General features: G+C 41.5%; 14 protein-coding genes. 8 read left to right on the top strand and 6 right to left on the bottom strand.

Features of this window, described 5'->3' with window-relative positions:
• Positions 1 to 41: 41 nt before the first annotated feature.
• The gene (locus AN213_RS02900) at positions 42 to 659 is read left to right on the top strand and encodes a LysE family translocator (protein ID WP_054562642.1); all 618 of its coding nucleotides are present in this window, start codon (positions 42 to 44) and stop codon (positions 657 to 659) included.
• A 58-nt stretch (positions 660 to 717) separates the two neighbouring features.
• On the opposite strand, the gene AN213_RS02895 is transcribed toward AN213_RS02900, so the two are convergent.
• Positions 718 to 1,626 carry a LysR family transcriptional regulator gene (locus AN213_RS02895; protein ID WP_054562506.1) on the bottom strand — a complete coding sequence of 303 codons (909 nt, stop codon included), beginning with the start codon at positions 1,624 to 1,626 and terminating at the stop codon, positions 718 to 720.
• A 118-nt stretch (positions 1,627 to 1,744) separates the two neighbouring features.
• On the opposite strand from AN213_RS02895, the gene AN213_RS02890 reads away from it, so the two are divergent.
• Positions 1,745 to 3,721 (top strand): ligand-gated channel protein, encoded by a 1,977-nt coding sequence (locus AN213_RS02890; RefSeq protein WP_054562505.1) that lies wholly within the window; start codon positions 1,745 to 1,747, stop codon positions 3,719 to 3,721.
• 75 nt (positions 3,722 to 3,796) lie between these two features.
• On the opposite strand, the gene AN213_RS02885 is transcribed toward AN213_RS02890, so the two are convergent.
• Genes AN213_RS02885 through AN213_RS02875 form a run of 3 tightly spaced genes read right to left on the bottom strand, consistent with a single transcriptional unit; the run spans position 3,797 to position 7,664 of the window.
• Positions 3,797 to 4,717: a sugar kinase gene (locus AN213_RS02885; protein ID WP_054562504.1), complete on the bottom strand. Its 921-nt coding sequence runs from the start codon at positions 4,715 to 4,717 to the stop codon at positions 3,797 to 3,799.
• Complete coding sequence (locus AN213_RS02880) at positions 4,717 to 6,204, bottom strand: UxaA family hydrolase (protein WP_054562503.1); 1,488 nt, start codon at positions 6,202 to 6,204, stop codon at positions 4,717 to 4,719. Before AN213_RS02880 ends, AN213_RS02885 begins: the two co-directional genes overlap by 1 nt.
• A 2-nt stretch (positions 6,205 to 6,206) precedes the next feature.
• The gene (locus AN213_RS02875) at positions 6,207 to 7,664 is read right to left on the bottom strand and encodes a tagaturonate reductase (protein WP_055197283.1); all 1,458 of its coding nucleotides are present in this window, start codon (positions 7,662 to 7,664) and stop codon (positions 6,207 to 6,209) included.
• A 274-nt stretch (positions 7,665 to 7,938) separates the two neighbouring features.
• Here AN213_RS02875 and AN213_RS02870 point away from each other — a divergent pair, with 274 nt between their 5' ends.
• The 4 genes from AN213_RS02870 to AN213_RS02855 all read left to right on the top strand — a co-directional run bounded on the left by AN213_RS02870 (position 7,939) and on the right by AN213_RS02855 (position 11,816).
• Positions 7,939 to 8,928 carry a TRAP transporter substrate-binding protein gene (locus tag AN213_RS02870; RefSeq protein ID WP_055021415.1) on the top strand — a complete coding sequence of 330 codons (990 nt, stop codon included), beginning with the start codon at positions 7,939 to 7,941 and terminating at the stop codon, positions 8,926 to 8,928.
• The gene (locus AN213_RS02865) at positions 8,925 to 9,410 is read left to right on the top strand and encodes a TRAP transporter small permease (protein ID WP_054562500.1); all 486 of its coding nucleotides are present in this window, start codon (positions 8,925 to 8,927) and stop codon (positions 9,408 to 9,410) included. Before AN213_RS02870 ends, AN213_RS02865 begins: the two co-directional genes overlap by 4 nt.
• Positions 9,410 to 10,711, top strand: coding sequence for a TRAP transporter large permease (locus AN213_RS02860; RefSeq protein WP_054562499.1), 1,302 nt, complete (start codon positions 9,410 to 9,412; stop codon positions 10,709 to 10,711). Before AN213_RS02865 ends, AN213_RS02860 begins: the two co-directional genes overlap by 1 nt.
• Positions 10,712 to 10,799: 88 nt before the next feature.
• Positions 10,800 to 11,816: a LacI family DNA-binding transcriptional regulator gene (locus AN213_RS02855; protein ID WP_054562498.1), complete on the top strand. Its 1,017-nt coding sequence runs from the start codon at positions 10,800 to 10,802 to the stop codon at positions 11,814 to 11,816.
• Positions 11,817 to 11,851: 35 nt separating this feature from the next.
• On the opposite strand, the gene uxaC is transcribed toward AN213_RS02855, so the two are convergent.
• A complete protein-coding gene (uxaC, locus tag AN213_RS02850; protein WP_055197281.1) occupies positions 11,852 to 13,294 on the bottom strand; it encodes a glucuronate isomerase in 1,443 nt (480 codons plus the stop codon).
• Between the two features lie 288 nt (positions 13,295 to 13,582).
• Positions 13,583 to 16,363 (bottom strand): TonB-dependent receptor, encoded by a 2,781-nt coding sequence (locus AN213_RS02845; RefSeq protein WP_055197278.1) that lies wholly within the window; start codon positions 16,361 to 16,363, stop codon positions 13,583 to 13,585.
• 708 nt (positions 16,364 to 17,071) lie between these two features.
• On the opposite strand from AN213_RS02845, the gene AN213_RS02840 reads away from it, so the two are divergent.
• Together AN213_RS02840 and AN213_RS02835 are read left to right on the top strand one after the other, a co-directional pair.
• The gene (locus AN213_RS02840) at positions 17,072 to 20,026 is read left to right on the top strand and encodes a glycoside hydrolase family 2 (RefSeq protein WP_055197277.1); all 2,955 of its coding nucleotides are present in this window, start codon (positions 17,072 to 17,074) and stop codon (positions 20,024 to 20,026) included.
• A 218-nt stretch (positions 20,027 to 20,244) separates the two neighbouring features.
• A complete protein-coding gene (locus AN213_RS02835) occupies positions 20,245 to 22,425 on the top strand; it encodes a PHB depolymerase family esterase (RefSeq protein WP_055197275.1) in 2,181 nt (726 codons plus the stop codon).
• The last annotated feature ends 4 nt before the right edge of the window (positions 22,426 to 22,429 follow it).

Raw genomic sequence — 22,429 nt, 5'->3', positions numbered from 1 at the left:
ATCGCTTTCTCTTTTTACGCAATAAACATGTGATTGCATTTATGCTCGATTTAGCAGTACTCGCGGTTTTTATTCCGACTTTTTTCTTTGTTTCTATTACACCTGGTATGTGTATGACGCTCGCCATGACGTTAGGAATGAGTGTAGGCGTCAGACGTACGCTGTGGATGATGGTCGGCGAGGTGTTAGGCGTTGCCACGGTAGCCATTGCTGCGGTGATTGGGGTTGCCAGTATTATGCTTAATTACCCTGAGTTATTTGCCTTTTTAAAATACTTAGGTGGAGCGTACTTAATTTACCTAGGGGTTAATATGTGGCGCGCTAAAACCAGCTTTAAACCTAACGATGATACACAGCAACAAATTGGCCGTGGGCAATTGTTTTCGCAGGGTTATATTACTGCCATTGCAAACCCAAAAGGGTGGGCATTTATGATTTCTTTACTCCCTCCGTTTATTAATGTTGATTTGGCGGTTGCCCCACAACTTGCGGTATTAGTGAGCATTATTATGCTGAGCGAATTTATCTGTATGTTGATTTACGCAACAGGCGGTAAAAGCTTAAGGCTGTTTTTGGATAAAGGCGATAATGTGAAGTGGTTAAACCGTATTGCTGGCGCGTTAATGATGTGTGTGGGCGTTTGGCTGGCGCTAGGCTAATACTAATTTGGATGATACCCATCCGGATACGGCAAATGGGTATTATCCTTGTAGCGTCTTAATCAACTAACTCAACTTGCTTAGACACATGGTTAAAGCACAGTTTTAACGTATCAATGGCAGTTTTTGTTTTTGCCGCTAAGCTGTCTCTTGCAGGTGTTACGGCATAAACAGTGTAATTTGGCATTGCCCATTCGGGTGCAATTTCAACCAGCTCTTTCGATTTTAATAAATGCCTGACTTCTGGCTCTGGTAGCACGCCATAGCCAACACCATCACACACTAATTTAATTAAGCTTTGCATATTATTTACGGTGATCTTCGCTTTTGGTAATGGCTTGCTTGCCAGCGTCAATGGGTTAAACGCATTACTGTCGGCGTTGCTATGAGCGATACGGGCAAAGTTGCCAAGGTCATCCCAACTTGCTTTATCGAGTTTGCTAATTGCATGGTCTTTATGAGCGCATAGCTTTAACGGCCAAGTAGCTAATTTACGAGCAACGAGGTTAGAGTCAGTTAATGGGCCAATCGCAATCGCTAGGTCAGCACCGCATTTGATCATATCAATTGGCTCATCAGTCAAAATTAACTGAATACGTAAATCATCAAACTCGTTAATTAAGCGATCTAATGGCTCGCTTAATAGGCCACCGCCAAACCCCACTGGCGCAACTAATTTGAGCTCGCCACTGGGCTTATTTTGTAATTGTTGCAATTGCGTACTGGCCTGATCCGCCAGTGCCAGTATTTTTAAACAGCTTTGATAATACAGATGGCCCGCCTCGGTTAACGTGAGTTCGCGTGGGCTGCGGTTAAATAGGCTCAATCCGATTTCTTGTTCTAATTGCTTAATGTGTTGACTGACAGCCGATGTGGTCATCGATAACTCTGCAGCTGCACTGCTCATGTTGCCTGTTTCAACAGTACGAGAAAATACACGTAATGTTTTTATCAGCTTGGAATTCATGGTTCAGGCCTTCTTAATTCAGTTTTAAGAAATCGTAAATTGTGAAAATTGGGACTTCTCATTAGTATGCAAACGCTAATTATTATCATTTATAAACAAAAAGTCACGGAGTATTATTATGACGAGGGTTGTTTCTTCTGTTTTACCACTCACCGCTGCTGTGTTAGCAGGTCTTTCCCATTTTGCATACGCTGATGACAAAAAACAAGACATGGAAGTAATCGTTGTATCAGCTTCTGGTTACGAGCAAATGCTAAAAGAGGCGCCAGCCAGTATCAGTGTTATTGACCGTGAGCAGCTTGAAAAGCGTTTTTACCGTGATCTAACCGATGCAATGACCGATGTTCCCGGTGTGGTTGTCACAGGTGGTGGCGACAGAAAAGATATCAGTCTTCGCGGGATGGCAAGTCAATATACTTTGATTTTAATTGACGGCCAGCGCCAAACCTCACGCGAAACTCGTCCAAACAGTGATGGCCCAGGTGTAGAAGGAGCATGGACTCCACCTATTTCAGCAATTGAGCGTATCGAGGTTATTCGCGGTCCTATGTCTTCACTATATGGCTCAGATGCAATCGGTGGTGTTATCAATATTATTACCCGTAAAACACCAGAAAAATGGTACGGCGAACTGCGTTTAGACAGCACGATTCAAGAATCAAGTGACTCGGGTAATATCAACCAAGGCAGTTTCTTTACTGCGGGTGGCTTAATTCCTGAGTTATTAGGTATGCAGTTATCAGGTCAGTTTTCAAAGCGTGACGAAGACGATTTTGAAGCTGGTTTTCGTGGTAAAGAGCAAAGCAATATAAAAGCTAAGTTTATCTTAACGCCCTCTGATAGCCATGAAATTATGCTTGAAGTAGGCTCTGCAAAACAAAAACTCGACGAAACATTAGGCAAAACAGTTGCTCCTTTAGCTGAAGGTGAAAGCTGTGGCCGTAATGGTTGCCCAGAGTCATCCACTACAGAGTATGACCAAGAAAGCTACTCACTAAGTCATAATGGTTTTTATGATTTTGGTTCATCACGCAGTTACTTAAAGTACGATAAATTCGATAATACCTCTCGTGAAATGTACGTCGAAAATACTGATGCGCAAACAAGCTGGACTTTACCTTTTACCAATCATAATGCTGCATTTGGGGCGTCATATTTAAAAGAAGAGCTGGACGATTACACCAGTAACCGCATTAGTGACTTAACGCATGTTGAGAACGAGCAGTGGTCAGTATTTGCAGAAGATGAGTGGGCAGCAACCAAGCAATTTAAACTCACTACCGGTCTTCGTTATGACCATGATGGCAATTTTTCAGGCCATTTCAGCCCGCGTTTATATGGTGTGTATACAGCAACTAAGTCGTTGACGGTGAAAGGCGGTATCTCAACAGGCTTTAGAGCGCCGAATATTCGTCAATCTACCGCAGCGTGGGGGCAAGTGAGCCGAGGTGGTAATATTTACGGTAACCCAGATTTAAGCCCTGAAAAATCAGTAAACTACGAAATGGGTATCTACTATGATGCTAACCGTGATTTATCACTTTCAAGTACGGTTTTTTACAACGAATTTGAAGATAAAATTACCCGTATTTCGTGCCCACTCACCCAGTGTACTGATGGGCCAAACCAGTTCGGTTCGATGCCAACGACCTATGTCAATGTAGATGAAGCCGTTACACAAGGCTTTGAGTTATCAGTATCTTACGACATTACCAGTGAGCTTGATGTCAGTGCCAACTATACCTACACCGACTCTGAGCAAAAAACCGGTGAATACAAAGGCAGCCCACTTAATCAATTACCTAAGCATATTTTACAAACTTCACTTAATTGGCGCCCGGTTGATAAGCTAGGTACCTGGCTGCGTGTTCATTACCGCGGCGAAGAAAGCCAGCCGACAACAGGCCCGTCGCAAGACAGCTTAATTGCGCCAGATTACACCTTGGCTGATATTGGTGGTAACTACGATTTAAGCCGCAGCATTAAGTTAGGATTTGGTGTTTATAATCTGTTTGATAAAGAAATCACTGAAGATGAATACGGATATGTTGAAGATGGTCGACGTTATTGGGTTTCTCTAGGCTTTAACTTTTAAATAATTATTAAGTTATTCGTATTTGCAGGTTTAACCACTAAGTTAATTGGTGGTTAAACCTTATTTTAGTAAAACTTAGGTTGTTATCTCAACGATAGCGCCGTAGTGCTGAATGACTTGCCCTGCAATATAATTTCCTTGTTTTGCGCATTTTTCAATAGCCTGATCCTGCAGCCAAGCCGACAAAAAACCAGCATTAAATGCATCTCCTGCCGCTGTTGTATCAATGACTTTATTAATTTTATTGGTAGGATAATGCGTTGCATTTTGCTGCTCTAAAGTACTGTATTGGCAACCATTTCCACCATCTTTAATTACAAGTTCTTTAACGCCTAATTCATGAAGCCACACTTTACAAGCTGAAATATCTTTGCAACTCCAAATCATTGCTTCATCATCAAACGTTACCAAAGCCAGGTCGGCTAATTGCGCCATCCGCTTATTAATATCCTGACAGTATTGCATCGAATGCCATAACGAAGGCCTGTGATTGCTATCATAAATAATTTTTACACCTGCGCGTTTTAAGTTTGTCAGCTCGTTAAGTAATGCATAGCAATCATCTGGGGGCAAAATTGCCAAACTAATGCCTGATAAATAAATAGCATCAAACTCAGTTAATTTATTGATGATATTATAAAATTTGGGCTGCTGAACAAGGTGCTTTGCTGCAGAATTATTGCGCCAATATTGAAAAGAACGCTCGCCATGTTGGTCTGTATGAATCATATAAAGGCCAGCGTGTCTTTGCTTATCTTTGAGAACAAAGTCGCAATTTATTTGATAATCCTGCCAACGAGCTATCATAGCTTGGCTTAATGCATCTTCACCCATGGCAGTTATATAACAGACATCGACTTTTTCGCCCGCTAATTTCTTTAGGTAAATTGCGGTATTCATGGTGTCACCACCAAAGTTTTGTTGCATGGCTGTGAACAGCTCGCCAGACAATTCCACCATACACTCTCCAATAATGGCGACTTTTTTAGCCTGCATTACAGAGTGACTCCTTTTTTCCAAATGGCGACTTCACGAATATCATTAACTTCGTTACAAGTTGGCTTACCATTTACTATCTCAACTAATAAATCGACAAATTCCTGATGCACTTCAGGCATGCTTTTACCGCCGACTAGCACACCGGCATCGAAGTCTATCCAGCGCGTTTTCTTATTTGCCAGCTCTGAGTTCGTAGCAATTTTTAAAGTCGGCACAAAGCCACCATAAGGCGTACCTCGACCGGTTGTGAATAGCACAATATGACAGCCTGCAGCGGCAAGTGCGCTGGTGGCAATGGGATCATTACCCGGTGCATTAAGTAAATTTAAACCAGCGACACTTAAGCGTTCACCATACTCAAGCACAGCCTGTACTTTGCTTGTGCCAGCCTTTTGTGTACAACCCAACGACTTATCTTCTAATGTACTAATTCCGCCTTTTTTATTGCCAGGAGAAGGGTTTTCGTAAATAGGTTGATTGTGTGCTTTGTAATAACCTTTAAAGTTATTAACCATGCTGACAAGTTGATTAAAGGTTTCTTCATCTTTACAGCGAGACATGAGTAATGTCTCTGCACCAAACATCTCGGGGACTTCCGTTAGGACTGTCGTGCCTCCTTGAGCAATTAAGTAATCAGAGAAGTAGCCAAGCATGGGGTTGGCTGTGATCCCAGATAGGCCATCACTGCCTCCACACTCAAGGCCAAATTTTACTTCACTGAGCTTGCCGGTTTCTCGCTTATCGTGTTTAACGACGTTGTAGATTTGTTCAAGCAGAGCTACGCCATCTTCAACTTCATCATCAGAGTGCTGTGAAATTAAAAACTTAATTCGTGATTCGTCTATTTCACCTAAACCCGCTTTAAACGCTGCTAATTGGTTATTTTCGCAACCTAGACCAACGATTAACGCGCCACCGGCATTAGGGTGTAAGGCCATATCTTGCAATAAAACTTTTGTGGTTGCTAAATCATCGCCTAACTGAGAGCAGCCAAATTGATGTGGAAATATGTGTACGCCATCAATTTCAAGTTCAGCATGGTTACGTAAAAACTCATCTTTCATTTGTTTGATCATGCCATTCACGCAGCCAACGGTGGGGATCAACCATATCTCGTTACGAATACCAATCTCACCATTGGCACGACGATAAATATTAACCTCAGGTGATGGCTCCTCGGGGGCTTGTGCAACGAACTCTGGCTGATATTGGTATGTTAATTCATCATGCAACGTTGTTTTGATGCAATGTGTGTGTACCCATGCGCCAGGATTAATATCTTCAAGTGCAAAACCAATTGGGGCGCCATATTTAATGACTCGCTCACCCTTAGCAATCGGCTTAAGCGCAACTTTATGACCCTTATCTATATCTTCTAACGTTGTAAAAGAAAAGCCTTCAAATTCGATTCTTTCATTTGCATTGATTGGCTGTAAGGCAATGGCCACATCATCAGTATTATGAAGTCGTAATAGTCTGCTCATGCTTATGACTCCAATAAGTTAACAAGCGTTTGTTCAACTGAGCTTGATAGCATTAGATTTAGTTGCTCAGTCACTTTATCTGTAAGGCCTGCAATTTCATTTAAGTCTTTATCCCAATGCCACTTAGCAGCTAACACAGAGCTTACTAGCTCATTGGTTGTTATTGATCCTTGCTGATGTTGTTGCCATTGCTCGTTGAATAAAGCCAACCACTTTGGATTGTCGGCTAATTCAATTTTGTCGTCATTTCGCTCGCCACGATAAAACAATATTTGCCCAGCTAAAGCTGTTGCGATGAGTAGTGGTACAGTTTCGTTGTCGCTAATATATTGCTCTAATTGAGGTAACAGGCGTGTTTTGAATTTAGTCATGCTATTTAATGAAATAGACATCAGTAGGTGACATATATAAGGGTTTCTAAAGCGGTTTAAAACGTCATTAGCGAAAACCTGTAACTCTTCTTTAGGCAAGGATAGAGTAGGGATGATTTCATCAAATATCAGTTTAGTAACATATTTTTCAAGAAGAGGTGAAGCGAGAGCCTCGCCAACTGAATCAATATTTGCCATATAGGCAAGTGGAACCATAGCGGTATGCGCACCGTTCAAAATAGCCACTTTACGCTGCTTATAAGGCGCAATATCGTCAACAACCTTAATGTTTAAGTCACTGCCTTTAAGGTGTAATACATCAGCTAAATGCTGTGGTCCTTGGATCACAAATAAATGAAAGTATTCTGCTGTTACCATGAAGTTGTCGTAATAACCGCATTGTTGCTGTAAAGCTTGATGTTCATCGCGCGGAAAGCCCGTCACAATACGGTCAACGAGAGATGAACAAAAATGATTGTGCTCGTTAAGCCAGTTCACAAACTCGCTTGGTAAATCCCATAACTGACTGTACTGCAATACAATCTCTTTAAGCTTTTCGCCATTATAATCAATAAGTTCACAAGGAATTATGATCATGCCACTACTACTTGCACCATTGAAGTGCTTGAAGCGGTGAAATAACCATTGCGTTAGTTTTGCTGGAAATGCTTTTGCAGGTGTATCAGATAACTTGTCCTCGGGAATGTATTCAATGCCGGCTTCTGTCGTATTCGAAAAAATGACTTTAAGGTCGCTGTTCTCAGCAAGCTTTAAATAGTTATCAAACTCTTTGTAAACAGGGATTTCTTCGTTAACGCAACTGATAATACGCTGCTCAGAAACAGCTTTGTTTTGCTCATTGATACCACGAATAATACAGGTATATAAGCCATCCTGTGTATTAAGAAGCGGCAGCGAGTCGTAGTCGATGGGTCTGATGATAGCAACACCGGCATTTAAACCTGTTTGTTCGTTAAGCTTATCTATTTGCCAATCGACAAATGCACGTAAAAAATTGCCTTCTCCAAACTGCATTATACTCGTTGGATATTTGTTTTTATTAAAGTTTTTACGATTTAAAGTTTGCATTTTTGTGCCCGCTCTTAGCATTGTTACAGTGTATTGCAGAACATAGTAGTTAATTTTGCCACCGGTGGCAAATAAGATTTGACAATTTGCTACCGGTAGTCAAAACTGGCCTTTAACAAATAAGTAATACAATTAACGTTTGTTTATAGCTTTCCATTTAAAACTCACAAAATTTTTTAAATGGATACGCAGGTCATAGCTTGGATTGCCGTGTACCTTAATGAAATATAAAGGATTATATAAGACAACATGAACACACAAAGAAGACACAACAATGCATAAAATTCTTCTGAGCACGCTATTTCTCTGCTGCTGTTTATTTTTTATCAGTGCTTGCAGTGACGACAACAAGGTTATTCGCCTAACAATGGCGCATACATTAGATACCCGTCATGTTACCCATCAAGCCATGGAGTATATGGCAGAGCGTTTAGCTTATTACTCTGATAATCAAATGGAAATTGTGATTTATCCCGCAGCACAATTAGGCACGGAAAGAGAGTTAATAGAGCTATTACAAATCGGTAGTTTGTCGATGACAAAAGTATCGTCAAGCCCACTTGAAGGCTTTGTGCCTCAAATGAAAGTATTTGGAGTGCCTTATTTATTTAACGATAGTGAGCACTTTTGGAAAGTACTCAATAGTCAGCTTGGGCAAAAATTGCTTGATGACCTAGCTGTAGCTCGCCTTAAAGGGCTTGGCTATTATGATGCGGGTAGTCGCAGCTTTTACACAACAGATGCAGCTATTAGAACGCCCGATGACTTAATTGGTAGCAAAATTAGAGTTGTAACTAGCCCAATGGCTATTGCTACTGTGCAGTCTTTAGGTGGCGCTGCCACTCCCATTGCGTGGGGTGAACTTTATTCTGCGCTGCAACAAGGTGTTGTCGATGGTGCAGAAAATAACCCGCCTAGCTATTACCTATCTCGTCATTATGAAATTGCGAAGTACTACACCCTAGATGAACACACTTTTGTGCCTGACATCGTAGTTGCTAGTCAAAAGGTTTGGCAGCAATTAACGACTCAGCAGCAACACTGGCTGAAGTTGGCAATGCAAGATTCTGTTACCTATCAACGTAGTTTGTGGCAATCAGCATCTGATCAGGCATTACAGGCCGTTGTTGATGCGGGTGTTGAGGTTATTTACCCAGATAAACAAGTGTTTCAAGAGAAAGTAGCCCCTTTTCATGCCTCATTTAAAGGCACGCCTATCGCCGCACAAATTGCGGCAATAAAAGCGATGCAGGAGGCGTTATGAAAGAGTTTAATGCGAAAATAAATCAGCTCATTGAATGGGTATTAATTGTTGCGATGTTTGCCATTGTTGCAGTCGTTAGTTGGCAGGTGTTCTCACGCTTTATTTTGCGGTCCCCTAACTCTTACACTGAAGAACTTGCTCGTTTTTTACTTATGTGGATTGGCGTTTTAGGTGCTTCGTATGCCTATCGTACCCGAGCACACTTAGGGCTTGATCTTTTCTATCAAAAGATGATTCCAACGATACGTCGTAAGTGTTCATTTTTAATTGAGTTTTCAGTACTGATTACCGCGCTCAGCCTATTAGTTTATGGAGGCGGTATGTTGATGAACTTAAGCTTTGCATTAGATCAACGTTCAGCTGCTCTTGGGATCAATATGGGGTTTATTTACGCTGCTTTGCCAATTAGTGGCGTACTCATCACATTCAATTGCATTGAAAATATCATTTATTTTTTTAGACAAACACAGGAGCAAGAATAATGGAAATGACAGCCATCTTGTTGCTTGTTTGTTTTTTCACACTGCTGCTAATCAATGTGCCGATATCGATTAGTATTGCTCTGTCGACGTTGTTAGCACTGGTTTTACACATGGATTTTACCCCAGCGGCAACGACAATTGCGCAGCAAATGATAGGGGGAATAGACAGCTTTGCACTACTGGCCATTCCGTTTTTTATTTTATCGGGTCTGATCATGGGGCAGGGGGGCATAGCTAGGCGTTTAATTGAATCTGCTATGGCTATGGTCGGTTTTTTACCGGGCGGATTAGCGCTGGTCAATGTGATGTCTTGTATGATGTTTGGCGCAATTTCTGGTTCTGCAGTGGCGGCCACATCGGCGATAGGCAGCTTTATGGTGCCAGAAATGAAAAAGCACGGTTATAGTGAAAATTTCGCCGCCGCAGTTACGGCCAGCGCAGCAACCACGGGTATGCTAATACCGCCAAGTAACATCTTAATTATTTATGCTATAGCAAGTGGCGGAGTGTCGATCGCGGCACTGTTTGTTGCTGGGTATTTACCAGGTATTTTACTGGGATTAACACTGATGTTGGTTTGTGCCATCTATTCTTTAAAAAACAACTACCCCGTAGCAGCACGTTTACCACTTGCTTTGGTTTTAGAAAAAGTGATTGCAGCCATCCCTAGTTTGCTACTCATCATAATCGTTATTGGCGGTATCATAGGAGGTGTATTCACTGCCACAGAAGCAGGAGCTGTCGCTGTATTATATGCACTGGTTTTAGCTGTTTTTGTGTATAAAGAATTATCGCTAGATGAGTTACCTAAACTACTGCTAAAAGCTTGTGAAACAACGGCAATCGTGATGCTTATTATTGCCGCTTCTAGTGCGATGTCGTGGGTTTTATCTTATTCACACATTCCGCAAATAGTGAGTCAATTTTTCTTAACCTTAAGTGATAACCCATTACTGATTTTGTTATTAATCAATCTCATTTTGATATTAGTGGGTGCCTTTATCGATATGACACCTGCAGTGCTTATATTTACTCCGATCTTTTTGCCCGTTGCAGCACAGTTTGGCATGTCACCAGTGCAATTTGGGGTAATGATAGTGCTTAATTTATCAATCGGTTTGGTATCGCCGCCGGTTGGTAGTGTATTGTTTGTCAGCTGCGCAGTAGCAAAAACTTCGCTTCATAAAATCATTAAGCCAATGCTGCCTTTGTATTGTGTGATGTTTATGGTGCTTATGTTGGTGACCTATTTACCTGCCATAAGTGAGTTTTTACCTCGCTTACTAGGGTTGATTGATTAATAAAAACAATTGCTTTGCTAGAGTTAACAGCTTTTATGGATAAAAGCTTGGTGCTACTATAGCTAAGTTAGTTATTTCGGGATCTTCTATGTCAGTGACAATTAATGATATTGCCCGCTTATCGGGGGTATCAAAACGTACCGTTTCTCGTGTAATAAATAGCTCACCTGCGGTAGGTGAAGCAACACGTGAAAAAGTGCTTGAGATAATAAAGCAAACAGGCTTCTCGCCAGATAAGCAAGCCAGGGGTTTAGCCTCAAGCCGTTCGTATTTGTTAGGGCTAATTTATGATAACCCTGATGCACTCTATATTGATGAAGTGCAACGAGGTGCATTGAGTGTCTGTGCTGAATTAGGCTACGAGTTAGTAGTACACCCAGGTTCTGCAAAACGCGAAGATTTTGTTGATGACTGCTTACGTTTTATCGCTCGTTCAAAATTAGATGGCGTCATTATCTTGCCTCCGGTATCAGAAAACAAAGAGCTCGCTGCAGCTTTAAGAGATGTTGATTGTCCATACGTAAGGCTTGCATCAGTTGATTTGGATGACGCTGATAATATTGTTGTATCTGACGAGCGTGCAGCAATGCGTGATATGGCAGACCATTTAGTCGAATTAGGCCATCAGGACATTGGCTTTATTTCTGGCCCACAAAATTATCGTTCATCAATAGAGCGTTTAGCTGGCTTTTTAGCTGAATTGCAGGTTTATGATGTAAATTTACCCTCAGAATATATTGTTGAAGGCAAAAATAGTTACGACAGTGGTTTAGAGTGCGCTAGGGAGTTGTTAAGCAAACAACCTAGGCCAACAGCAATCGTTGCTAATAATGATGAGATGGCTGCAGCTGTGCTCCGTGTGGCTAACAACCAAGGTATTAAAGTGCCGGAACAGTTATCGGTCGCGGGGTTCGATGACAATATTCTTGCATCTCGGATCATTCCATCGCTGACAACAATACGCCGACCTGTATTTAATATGGCATGCTTAGCCGTACAAAAGTTGATTAATCGCTCTCGTGGTAATCAAGACAAACTACCTATGCCAAAAACAGTAACGCCACATTTGGTGACACGCGAATCAACATCTCGAGTTCCTGAGTAAGCACGACATTATGGCAGTAATGCCGTGCTAGATTTTTATAAGTTATACGCCTTTTTAACCAACCCATAAGTCAGTTGATAAGCAAGCTGGTGGGCTGTTTCAATCGTTATTTGATGATTTGTAACAAGCTCTGCTAAGTAGCGGCAATCAACTCGACGTGCTACATCATGCCTTGCTGGAATCGATAGAAAAGCTCGCGTGTCATCATTAAAACCGACGGTATTATAGAAACCTGCGGTTTCAGTTGTTTGCTGACGAAAACGCAGCATACCTGCAGGGCTATCATGAAACCACCATGCCGGACCTAGTTTTAAACTAGGGTAATGACCAGCAAGCGGTGCCAGCTCACGACTGTAAGTCGTTTCATCTAGGGTAAATAAAATGATTTTTAACTTTGGATGATTACCATATTTACTTAAAAGAGGCTTAAGCGCATTAACATACTCGGTTTGGCTTGGAATATCTGCGCCTTTATCACGTCCAAATTGATTGAAAATTGGCTGGTTATGATTACGATGTGCACCAGGATGAATTTGCATCACAAGGTCATCTTCAATACTCATACCTGCCAGCTCCGTTAGCATTTGGCCACGAAATAGTTCTTGCTCTTGTTCTGTTGCGTTACCTGTGCGGCATTTTTTAAATAATGCTTCACATTCAGATAGTGATAAATCAGCAGTAATCGCACTTGGGTGACCATGGTCGGTTGCAGTTGCTCGACCTTCCTTTTTAAAGTAAGCGCGACGAATGCGAACTGCTTCTAGATAACCTTGCCAAGTACTGGTATCTTGATCTGTTAACTCACCAAGCTTAGCGAGATTGTCAGTAAAGTCTTCTCGGCTCGCATCCACAACATCATCAGGCCTAAATGTGGTTATCACTCGTTTGGCCATAGCTGTATCAGCCATTTCTTTATGGTGTTCAAGTGAATCTAATGCACCTTCAGTAGTTGCTATGAGCTCAATGTTAAAGCGGTCCATTAATGCTTGCGGTTTATAAGCATCTGTTGCAAGTTCAGCGGTGATTTTATCGTAGTATTGTTGTGCGTTTTCAGAGTTAAGTTTTTCTTTAAAACCAAATACATCACAAAAAACGGCATCTAACCAGTAGCCACTTGGGGTACCTGCAAATAGGTAATAGTTATCCGCAAAAATCTGCCAAGCTTTTTTTGGATCTGCATTTTTTGATCGTGTTAAATCGCCATCGATACCATGCTCAGGAATACCAAGCTCGGTTAAATCAATACCTTGGCTGTAAAGCATTCTAAATACATAGTGATCTGGTTTTATAAAGAGTTCAGTGGCGTTACCAAAGTTAGGGTTTTTATTAAACCACTTTGGGTCTGTATGGCCATGTGGGCTGACTATTGGAAGATCTTTTATTTCTTCATAAAGTTCTCGGGCAACACTAACAATTGCCGGGTCACTCGAAAATAGCCTATCAGGGTGAAGTGAAAGCGGCTGTGATTTAATTGACATAAGGTTCCTCAAAATCTTGCGTTGCCAGCGGTGGCAAAATTTAAATATGTAATGACTAAACTTAATTAGCAGTGAGTAACTTAGGCACGTTAGTTGTTTTTTAATGGCCTAAGGCTGTTATTTATGCAATCAACTTTAGCAAACATTGCCACCGGTGGCAATGTTGTTACGCGTAGATAAATCTAGTCTATCTAAAATGAAAAAAGCACTGACCCTAAGGGTACAGTGCTTTATTTTCTAACTTGATGGGGAAATCAAATAAACCTTCCTTGGTTTTGCTAAACTTAGTTAGAAGCTATAGCGGAACCCTAAGCCGAATGTACGACTATAAATAGAGGCTGAGTCGTTTAGAACAGTTGGTAGTTCGTAGTATTGACGATAAACCTCATCTGTAAGGTTTGTCGCATCAAATGTCACAACTAAGTCTTCAGTGACATCGTAACTTACTTGGAAGTCTAAACTTTGTTCTGGTCGACGATAAACACCTCGTGGATGTGCGAAACGACCTGAGCCATAGCGATTTAAGAATGAGTCACGCCAAACGTAAGAGAGGCGAGTGCTGAAATTTTCTCGTTCATAAATTAATACACCGCTGTAAGAGGTATCTGAAACACCAAATACGCTTCTGTTTGTGTATCCTGTTAACTCACCTTCGTTGCTAAAGATTGGAATGTCTTGATCCGAATCTAAGAAGGTACCACTTGCTTGAAGGCCAATGCCATCTAACCACTGTGGAACAGATTCAGGGAAGTAAACTAAGCCAACTTCAACGCCTTTCAGAACACCATTGGAGGTGTTGCCAGGTTGAGAAAGTATATAATCTTCCATCTCACCTGTTTCTGGGTTTGGAAATTGAGCTTGGCGTAATGAATCAAAAACAAACCCTTCAATATCTCTGTAGAAGTAGGTCGCATACGCTGAGCTACCTTCATTAAAGTAGTATTCTAGTGAGAAGTCATAGTTCGTAGATTCAACTGGGCGTAGGCTTTGATTACCACCGCTTGCGTTGCCGTAGCCAACATTTGTAGTGTCTGGACGTAAATTAATAAAACTATTTAATTGACCAAACTCTGGGCGGCGTAAGGTTTGTGTATAAGCAAAACGAGTAATTAAATCATCGCTTAAATGATAGCGTAGCGTTAAATTAGGTAAGAACTTTGCGCTACTATTTCGGCCAGTACTCTGTACTATGCCACCAACTTCTCCATCCCAGTGGTAAAAGTCCATGTCAGCGCCTGCGTAGGTATAGCGAAGACCAATATCACCGTCTAATCGATTACCAAAAAGTTGTGTTTCAAATTGGCTTTGCACATATGCAGCCCATGAAGTTTGGTCGATATCGAAGTTCTTTTGTAGCGTCATTCGACGCTCGCCATCGGCGCTATCGTAGAAATTAAACGTATCACGATACTCTGCACGGTTTTGCCATAAGTTTTTTGCATTAAAGGCAACCCATGATCTCGGCAAATCACTTTTCCCATCAAAGAAATCACTATTTACGTAGTGCGCTTCTGAGCCTAGAGATGCTAATGGAATAGGGTTAAATCGATTAGAATCACGACTACTGCTATCAGCTGTACGTTTATCATAACGAACACCTGCTTTAGCTTTTGTAAAGATACCCCAGTCAACATAGAAGTCGAGGTCAAGCGTGAATGTTAAGCCATCACCATTATCTTCACCGCCGTTGTCGAACATGGTACTGGTGGTCCATAAGCTTGGATCGGTTAAATCAAGTGGAGTACCAAACTCTTCATCGTAAACAGTCCATGCCATGATGCCGTCTTCATGATTGAAGTCTGCCATGACAAATGGAAAACGAGTATTTGCCTGCATAGCAACAAACTCACGTTCATATTTACTTGTTTGATAGACTAGCTCAGATTTTAGTGTTGCATCTTCAGATAGCGCCCATTTACCACCTAATGCAAACATGTAGCTATCAGTTTGGCTCTTAGAAAAATCGCCGCTGGTAAATGCACCTGAGTCACCCCAAGCACGTGATTTGATGACATTTGTGCCTTCAAACAAGACTGGCTGTGTCACGGTTTCTACCCGTGAAGAATCTGCGTATGAGAATAGTAGGTGGTTATTACTTTCGTTGCGGTAGCCATTGTAAAATGCTTCGAAAATATACTCTGATGTATCATTTGGTGCCCATTGAAAAGACAGATTTACTGCTGGGCGTTCACGTTTACCAGTTAGATCTGACTGATTTAGTGCGTCACGACTTAGGTAGTACTCAACCTCACTGTCAGTTGCAGGGTCATACATGGTTGCCCCTGGCGTTCTGTCCATACCGTGTTCAAGGCCAGTTGGCCATGGGTAAATGCGATTTAAGTTATCAGCTCTAAATGGCACGAAACCACCTGGCGCACTATTTTCATCTCGGTAGCTGGTGCTAGCAAATGAAAGGTTAATTAATGCGCCTACATCACCGACTGATGATTCCCAACGATTGCTGGCAAGCACACTTACGATAGGATCGGTTTCTTCAGATTGATCTTGATAAACGCCACGGGCATTGACCACAACCTTTGAGCCTTCAAAATTAAATGGGCGTTGGGTGCGAACATTAAGCTGACCCGCAATACCGCTCGCTAATTGGCTGGCATTTCGTGTTTTGTATACCTCTACACTTTCAAGTAGTGCCGCAGGTATGTCTGCAACAGCAAGTTGACGCCCTGCTGCGGTGAACATTTCGCGGCCATTAATTGTAGTTGTAACATCGGTTAAGCCACGGATTGTAACAGTATTTACTTCACCCGATGCGCGGTCTGTTACCTGTACACCCGTTACACGTTGCAGAGCCTCAACAAGGTTATTATCAGGAAACTTACCAATATCTTCGGCAACAATCGCATCAACAACCTGAATTGATTGGCGCTTGATATTAACGGCTTTATTTAAGCTGCTTCGGATCCCAACAACTTCAATTATTTCAAGGGAATCATTGTTGTCATTTGCTTGAGCGTTTTGTGTTTGCTCTGCGGCGTCATCTGCTGCATAAACACATTGCCCAAAAAGGGCCATACAAATTGTGCTGGCTAATGTCGTTTTCTTAAACATTTAAAATAACCTCCAAAATTATTTTAATGCGAATCAATAACAGAAGTTATTTGATTCAGTGTTAAATCAGCATCATTAGAAAAACCTCTAATGTTCGACAAGGTGCTGATATCGTGTGTTTTTTTATTAAGTGTATTTTTCCTGCATTTTTGCCATCGGTGGCATTTTTAGCCAAATAGTTGCACCGCAAGTAAGCATGCCAGGCTTGTTGTGTTGTCTTCATCCCCCTAACCACGCTCCTAAATTTTATAACACAGAAAATTTAGATGTTTAAGTATTATTATATTCTTTTTAATATTTTGTTACATGTTTCTGCTTATTTTCTAAAATAAGTTGTTTTTTATCAGGTGTTTATTTTTTTCGGTGGAATTTCGAAAAAAGAGCATGAGAATGTAGTTACATAGCAATTCGTATTATTTTTATGCTTCATAAAGAGAGGGTTCAGTTGTAGTGCAAGGTTTGATTTCTTTTTGGTGCAAGACAAAAAACAAATGACATAATTGTTAATTTATTTATTAGAATTAATGCAGTAGGTCGTTTTTTAGCGTCAAATATGATGAGTAAAACACGCGAACAAGGTGGATGAAACCTCAAAATGCTACCGGTGGCAATTGTATTATGATATGTATATACTTAATGGTAATATTAGCTTGTGTAGACTAAAAATTTTCTAAAAACATTATAATTTCAACAGTTAGAGGAACACATATGAGGAAGGATTATTTTGGCCGGCTTGAAAAAAAGCTAAGGTTAATAAGCAAACCAGCATGGTTTGAAACCAGTATATTAAGAAATGCGTTTATCGCTTGCTTGAGCTTCTTGGTTGTAGCCTGTAATAGTCAGCAAAGTGTTGACATTCAGCCTAATGATGACGCTAAAACAGACATAATGATGTTAAGTGGGACTGGCAGTGATGATGCGGTGAAATGGGACTTTTACTGTAGTGAAGGGCAAAACTGTGGTCAATGGAGCAAAATAGATGTTCCTTCTAACTGGGAGCAACAAGGCTTCGGTAACTATGATTACGGCTACATCCCAGATAAACATAGCGAACAAGGTATTTATCGTCGTGATTTTAGCCTACCTGCTGATTGGTCTGGTCGCAAAATTGAAATTGTTTTTGATGGTGTGATGACAGATGCCACTGTGTTTGTGAACCAACAACAAGTGGGGCCAACCCACCAAGGTGGTTTTTATCGATTCAGCTATGACATAACGCCATTTTTAAAAAGAGGTGAAGCTAATGAGCTAAAGGTTGTGGTAGATAAAGTTTCGGCTAACAAAAGTATTGAAGCTGCAGAACGCGCTGCAGACTATTGGGTGTTCGGTGGTATCTATCGTCAAGTCTTTTTACAGTCTTTGCCACAATCTCATATTGACTGGGTTTCATTAGATGCAAAAGCGTCTGGTGAATTTAAAATGGATGTTTATCTTGAAGGACTAGATAAATCAAATGCTTCTGCAGTTGAAGCACAAATTTTAGATTTAGATGGCAACCCAGTAAGTGAAACGTTTAATGCCAAACTTGATGGTAACAAAGTGCACTTAGCCACTAATGTTGACTCTCCTGAGCTTTGGAGTGCCGAAACGCCTAATTTATATCAAGTACTTATTGATTTAAAAGAAGGCTCTAAAACTCTACATAGTTTCGATAAAACCTTTGGCTTTAGAACTTTTGAATTACGCCCACATGACGGCTTATATTTAAATGGCGAAAAAATTATCCTTAAAGGGGTTAACCGTCACAGCTTCCGTCCAGCAACTGGACGTACTATGACTAAACAAGCCAGCATCGATGACATTAAGACGATGAAAAGCATGAACATGAATGCTGTTAGAATGTCGCATTACCCACCCGATGTGCACTTTTTAGAAGCGGCAGATCGTCTTGGTATTTATGTTATTAATGAGTTAGGCACATGGCAAAAGCCAGTTATTGATACGCCATCAGCGAGACGCCTCGTTGCACAGCTTGTTAAACGCGACCAAGCACACCCAAGTATTTTATTCTGGGCGAACGGTAATGAAGGCGGTTTTAATACCGATGTTGATGATGATTATCACCTTTATGACATTCAAAACCGTCCAATTCTTCATCCTTGGGAGTTGTTCCGTAATATCGATACTGATCATTACCCAACGTACTCGGAACTAGTAGCTAAAAAAGCCCGTAATGAAGTATTTTTCCCAACCGAATTCTTACATGGTTTGTATGATGGTGGCCATGGTGCAGGTTTGAGAGATTTTTGGGACTTCATGATGTCAACTCCTGTTGGTGCCGGTGGTTTCCTATGGGTGTTTGCTGATGAGGGTGTTGAGCGTACAGATCAAAATGGCCGTGTTGATACCGACTTTAACCATGCGCCAGATGGTATTGTTGGACCTTATGGTGAAAAAGAAGCGAGCTTTTTTACAATTAAAGAAATTTGGTCACCAATCCAAGTTGAAAACTTAAAGAATGGCCAGTTACTTGCCGGTTCTTTTGACGGTCAGTTGCAAGTTAAAAACCTGTATGACTTTCTTGATCTATCAACTATGTCGCTCGAATGGCGTTTATATCAGCCAGTGACAGCGTTTTCTGATAAAAAGCAGCTTGTAGCGAGCAATAAAGCCACACTCCCTGCTATTAAGCCTGACTCGACAGGAACAGTACAATTGAACTTACCTGACAATTGGCAGCAAAATGGGTGGTTAGAGGTTGAATTTTTTGACCAGCAGCAGAATTCAATTTGGACAGATGCTTGGCCTATCCAGAGTGCGGCTAAACTTGCAAAATTAACTCAAGAGCAATTTGAAAATCAGGCATCAGCAACTAAACCAGCTCAAATTGTTAGTCAAAACGAATCTGAGTTAGCGGTTAAGGCTGCTGATAGAACAATTATTTTTGATGCAACAACAGGTCTATTAAAGTCATACAGTAAGCAAGGTCAAACTGCGGCGTTGACAAATGGTCCTAGGTTACTTCGTTCTGATAACTCACTAAATAAAGGGGTTTATAATGGTATTGGTTCATGGCTAACTCATGATCCAAATGCTGAGAAAGAAGCGCAACAAGATAAAAAACCGACAGAATTAAAGTCTGAAATTATTACTAATGATTTAGTGATTGAAGTGATGAACCCGCCAGCAGGCATTACAAAGCTAACTTGGACTGTTCACCCTGAAGGTCATTTATCAATGGATGTTGATTACTGGCTTGACGGTGAATACATCCTTCATGGCGTTGGTTTTAATTATCCGAAAAAAGCAATTGAGCATAAACGTTGGTTAGGTGATGGCCCTTACCGTGTATGGGCTAACCGCTTAGAGGGTGTAAACTACTCTGTTTGGGAAAATGATTATAATGAAGGTGTTGCTGGCGAGCGCTGGGAATTACCAGAGTTTAAAGGATACTTCTCGGATATTCAGTGGCTTACATTAAGCTCTCAGCAAAGTGAAATCACTTTCTCTACTGCAACTCCAGATCTTTATGCGCGAGTTATGCAGCCTGATGATGGTGAGCGCCCTGATAATACATTAGCACTTAAATATGATGAAGAAATTAGCTTCTTACACAGAATTAGTGCAATAGGGTCTAAGTTCCATGCAGCCCACCACCTTGGCCCACAAGGTCGACCTGTGGCAGAAAGAGGAATAAACAATATCAAGCTAACGATATACTAATTTACAAAAAGTTACTCGTTTTAGTAAAAGCGCTGCAGAAACCTGCAGCGCTTTTTTGTTTTAATACACTAAAGTGCATTAATAAAGAGTGGTTATTTAGGCTTAAAATTTATTAGTGGTGTAGCACTATAGTTATAGGTCGCTTTTTAAATAGTTCTACTACATTGAGTTAGTCATTAACTGACAGACAACAATGATAACGACTATAAAGGCGATATATGCAAAAAGTAACACAATTATGTAAACGAAAATCAGCGTCGTTTACTCCGCTCGCAGTGCTCTGTGCTGCTATTTTCTCACAGCCAAGTTTTGCAGGGAGTTGGCAGCAAAATGTCAGCATTGGCGGTTTTAATAATGTTCATATTTACACTCCTGATACGCAATCAAGCATAGGCAATGGCCATTCTTTGATGCTTGTACTGCATGGCTGCGTGCAACCCATTAATAACTACTTAACTGCGAATCTCGAAGATGCAGCCGAAGCCCATGGCATGGTAATAGCCGTTCCTGATGCTATGAATAAAGCAGGCTATAGCTGCTGGTCATATTGGCAAGGAGCAATCAATCGCAGCTCTGGCGATTATAAAAATCTGGTTAATTTAGCCAATACATTGAGCGCTGATGCAACGCGTAATATTGACCCTAAACAAGTGTATATTGCAGGCTTATCATCTGGAGCCGCAATGGCTGCACAAACGGCTTGTGTAGCGCCTGATGTATTTGCTGGGGTTGCACCAAGCGCTGGGCCAACCATCGGCACAAGTTCAAGTGGGGCAATTTCGACCTGTGAAACAGTGTCTGAAAACACCTTTGTATCCCGCTGTGAAAGCTATGCTGGCAGTTATAAAGATCATTTTGCCACACAAATAGCGGCAATTGGTCATGGTACTGCCGATACCACAGTGAATACCTGTTACAACCAGCAAAACGCAGATGGCTTTGCTGCCCTTTATGGGGTTAATCAACTTTCAGGCACAACGACAATAAGTGATGATGCAACGCGTAACGCTGAGCAGTCACTTTGGCAAGAGAATCGGGTTGCTATGCTGTGGTTTAATAATTTGGATCATTCGTGGTCGGGCGGGCAAGGTGCGTCTGGCGATTATGTGGCGGCAAACAGTATTAATTTTGCAACCTATCTCGGTGGGTACTTTGCGGCTAATAATAAACGAGTTGATCGTAATGCAGGCCCTGAAATTACTAATTTAACTGCCACAGACAGTAATAATCAGCTCACCATTACAGGCAGTGCAGTCGACCCAGAAGGCAGTGTAACCAATGTTGATATTAACGTGTATAGCCTAGTCAGTGGCGCGGCAAGCTTAATTGAGTCACTGAACGTGCAAGTCGATGCGAATAATACCTTTAGCGGGGTGACAAGTGCACTCAGCGATGGACTTTATGAAGTGCGTGTCAGTGCCACAGATAATGAAGCGAAACAAGGTGATGAAGCTAATCTTACGGTACGCGTTGGACCAGAGCCTGCAGCTACAGCACCACTACTGAGTGATACTGCGGCTAGTGTAAACGGGCAGTGCGCTACAGTGACGGGAACGGTGATTGATAATAATCAAAACTTAAGTACTGTCGTGGTCAGTTTTAGCAATGGTGATGTGACAGCTACAGTGAATGGGCTTGAGTATTTTGCTGAGCAATGCAATCTAGCTGGCGGCAATAATAGCGCAGTGATCACCGCAACAGATGATACTGCGCTTACATCAACAGATAGCATTAGTTTTGTCATCGATGCAGGCGTGACAGGCGATTACAATCTTCATATCAACGAAGGCCATATTAGCTGGGGCGAAGGTTACTCTGCCTGTTATTTAGCGTTTGGTACCGCCGCATTTACTATGCGCGAGTATTCAGCGGGCACAAATCAATGTCAGTGGATTGCTGATGATGATTCAAGTTGTGCAGGGCCATTACAAGCATGCAAAACCACCACTGAACCGACCAATGACGCAGACAACGACGGTGTGCTCGACGGCGCAGATAATTGCCCGAATGTAGCGAATGCTGATCAAGCTGATAACGATAATGACGGGATTGGTAATGTGTGTGACAGCACTCCTGATGGTGAAACGAGTGACTCTGACAGCGATGGTGTTAGTGATAGCCTAGATAACTGCCCGCTGGTGGCCAATAGTGATCAACTGGATAGTGATGCAGATGGTGTGGGTGATGCGTGTGACTCAACACCGAATAGTGATTACCAATGCAGCGAAACTACTTCAAGCAACTATGCACATGTGCAAGCAAATCGCGCAACCACGAATGGTTCTTACGCCTATGCGGTGGGTTCAGGTGATAACCTAGGTCTTTATAACACTTTTTATACCAGTACCTTAGCGCAAACTAGTGCTGGGTATTATGAATTAGGTAATTGCCCTAATTAATAGA

The organism is Pseudoalteromonas sp. P1-8 (assembly GCF_001399985.1).
Lineage (GTDB): Bacteria > Pseudomonadota > Gammaproteobacteria > Enterobacterales > Alteromonadaceae > Pseudoalteromonas.
This window is presented reverse-complemented; position numbering and strand designations above follow the sequence as displayed.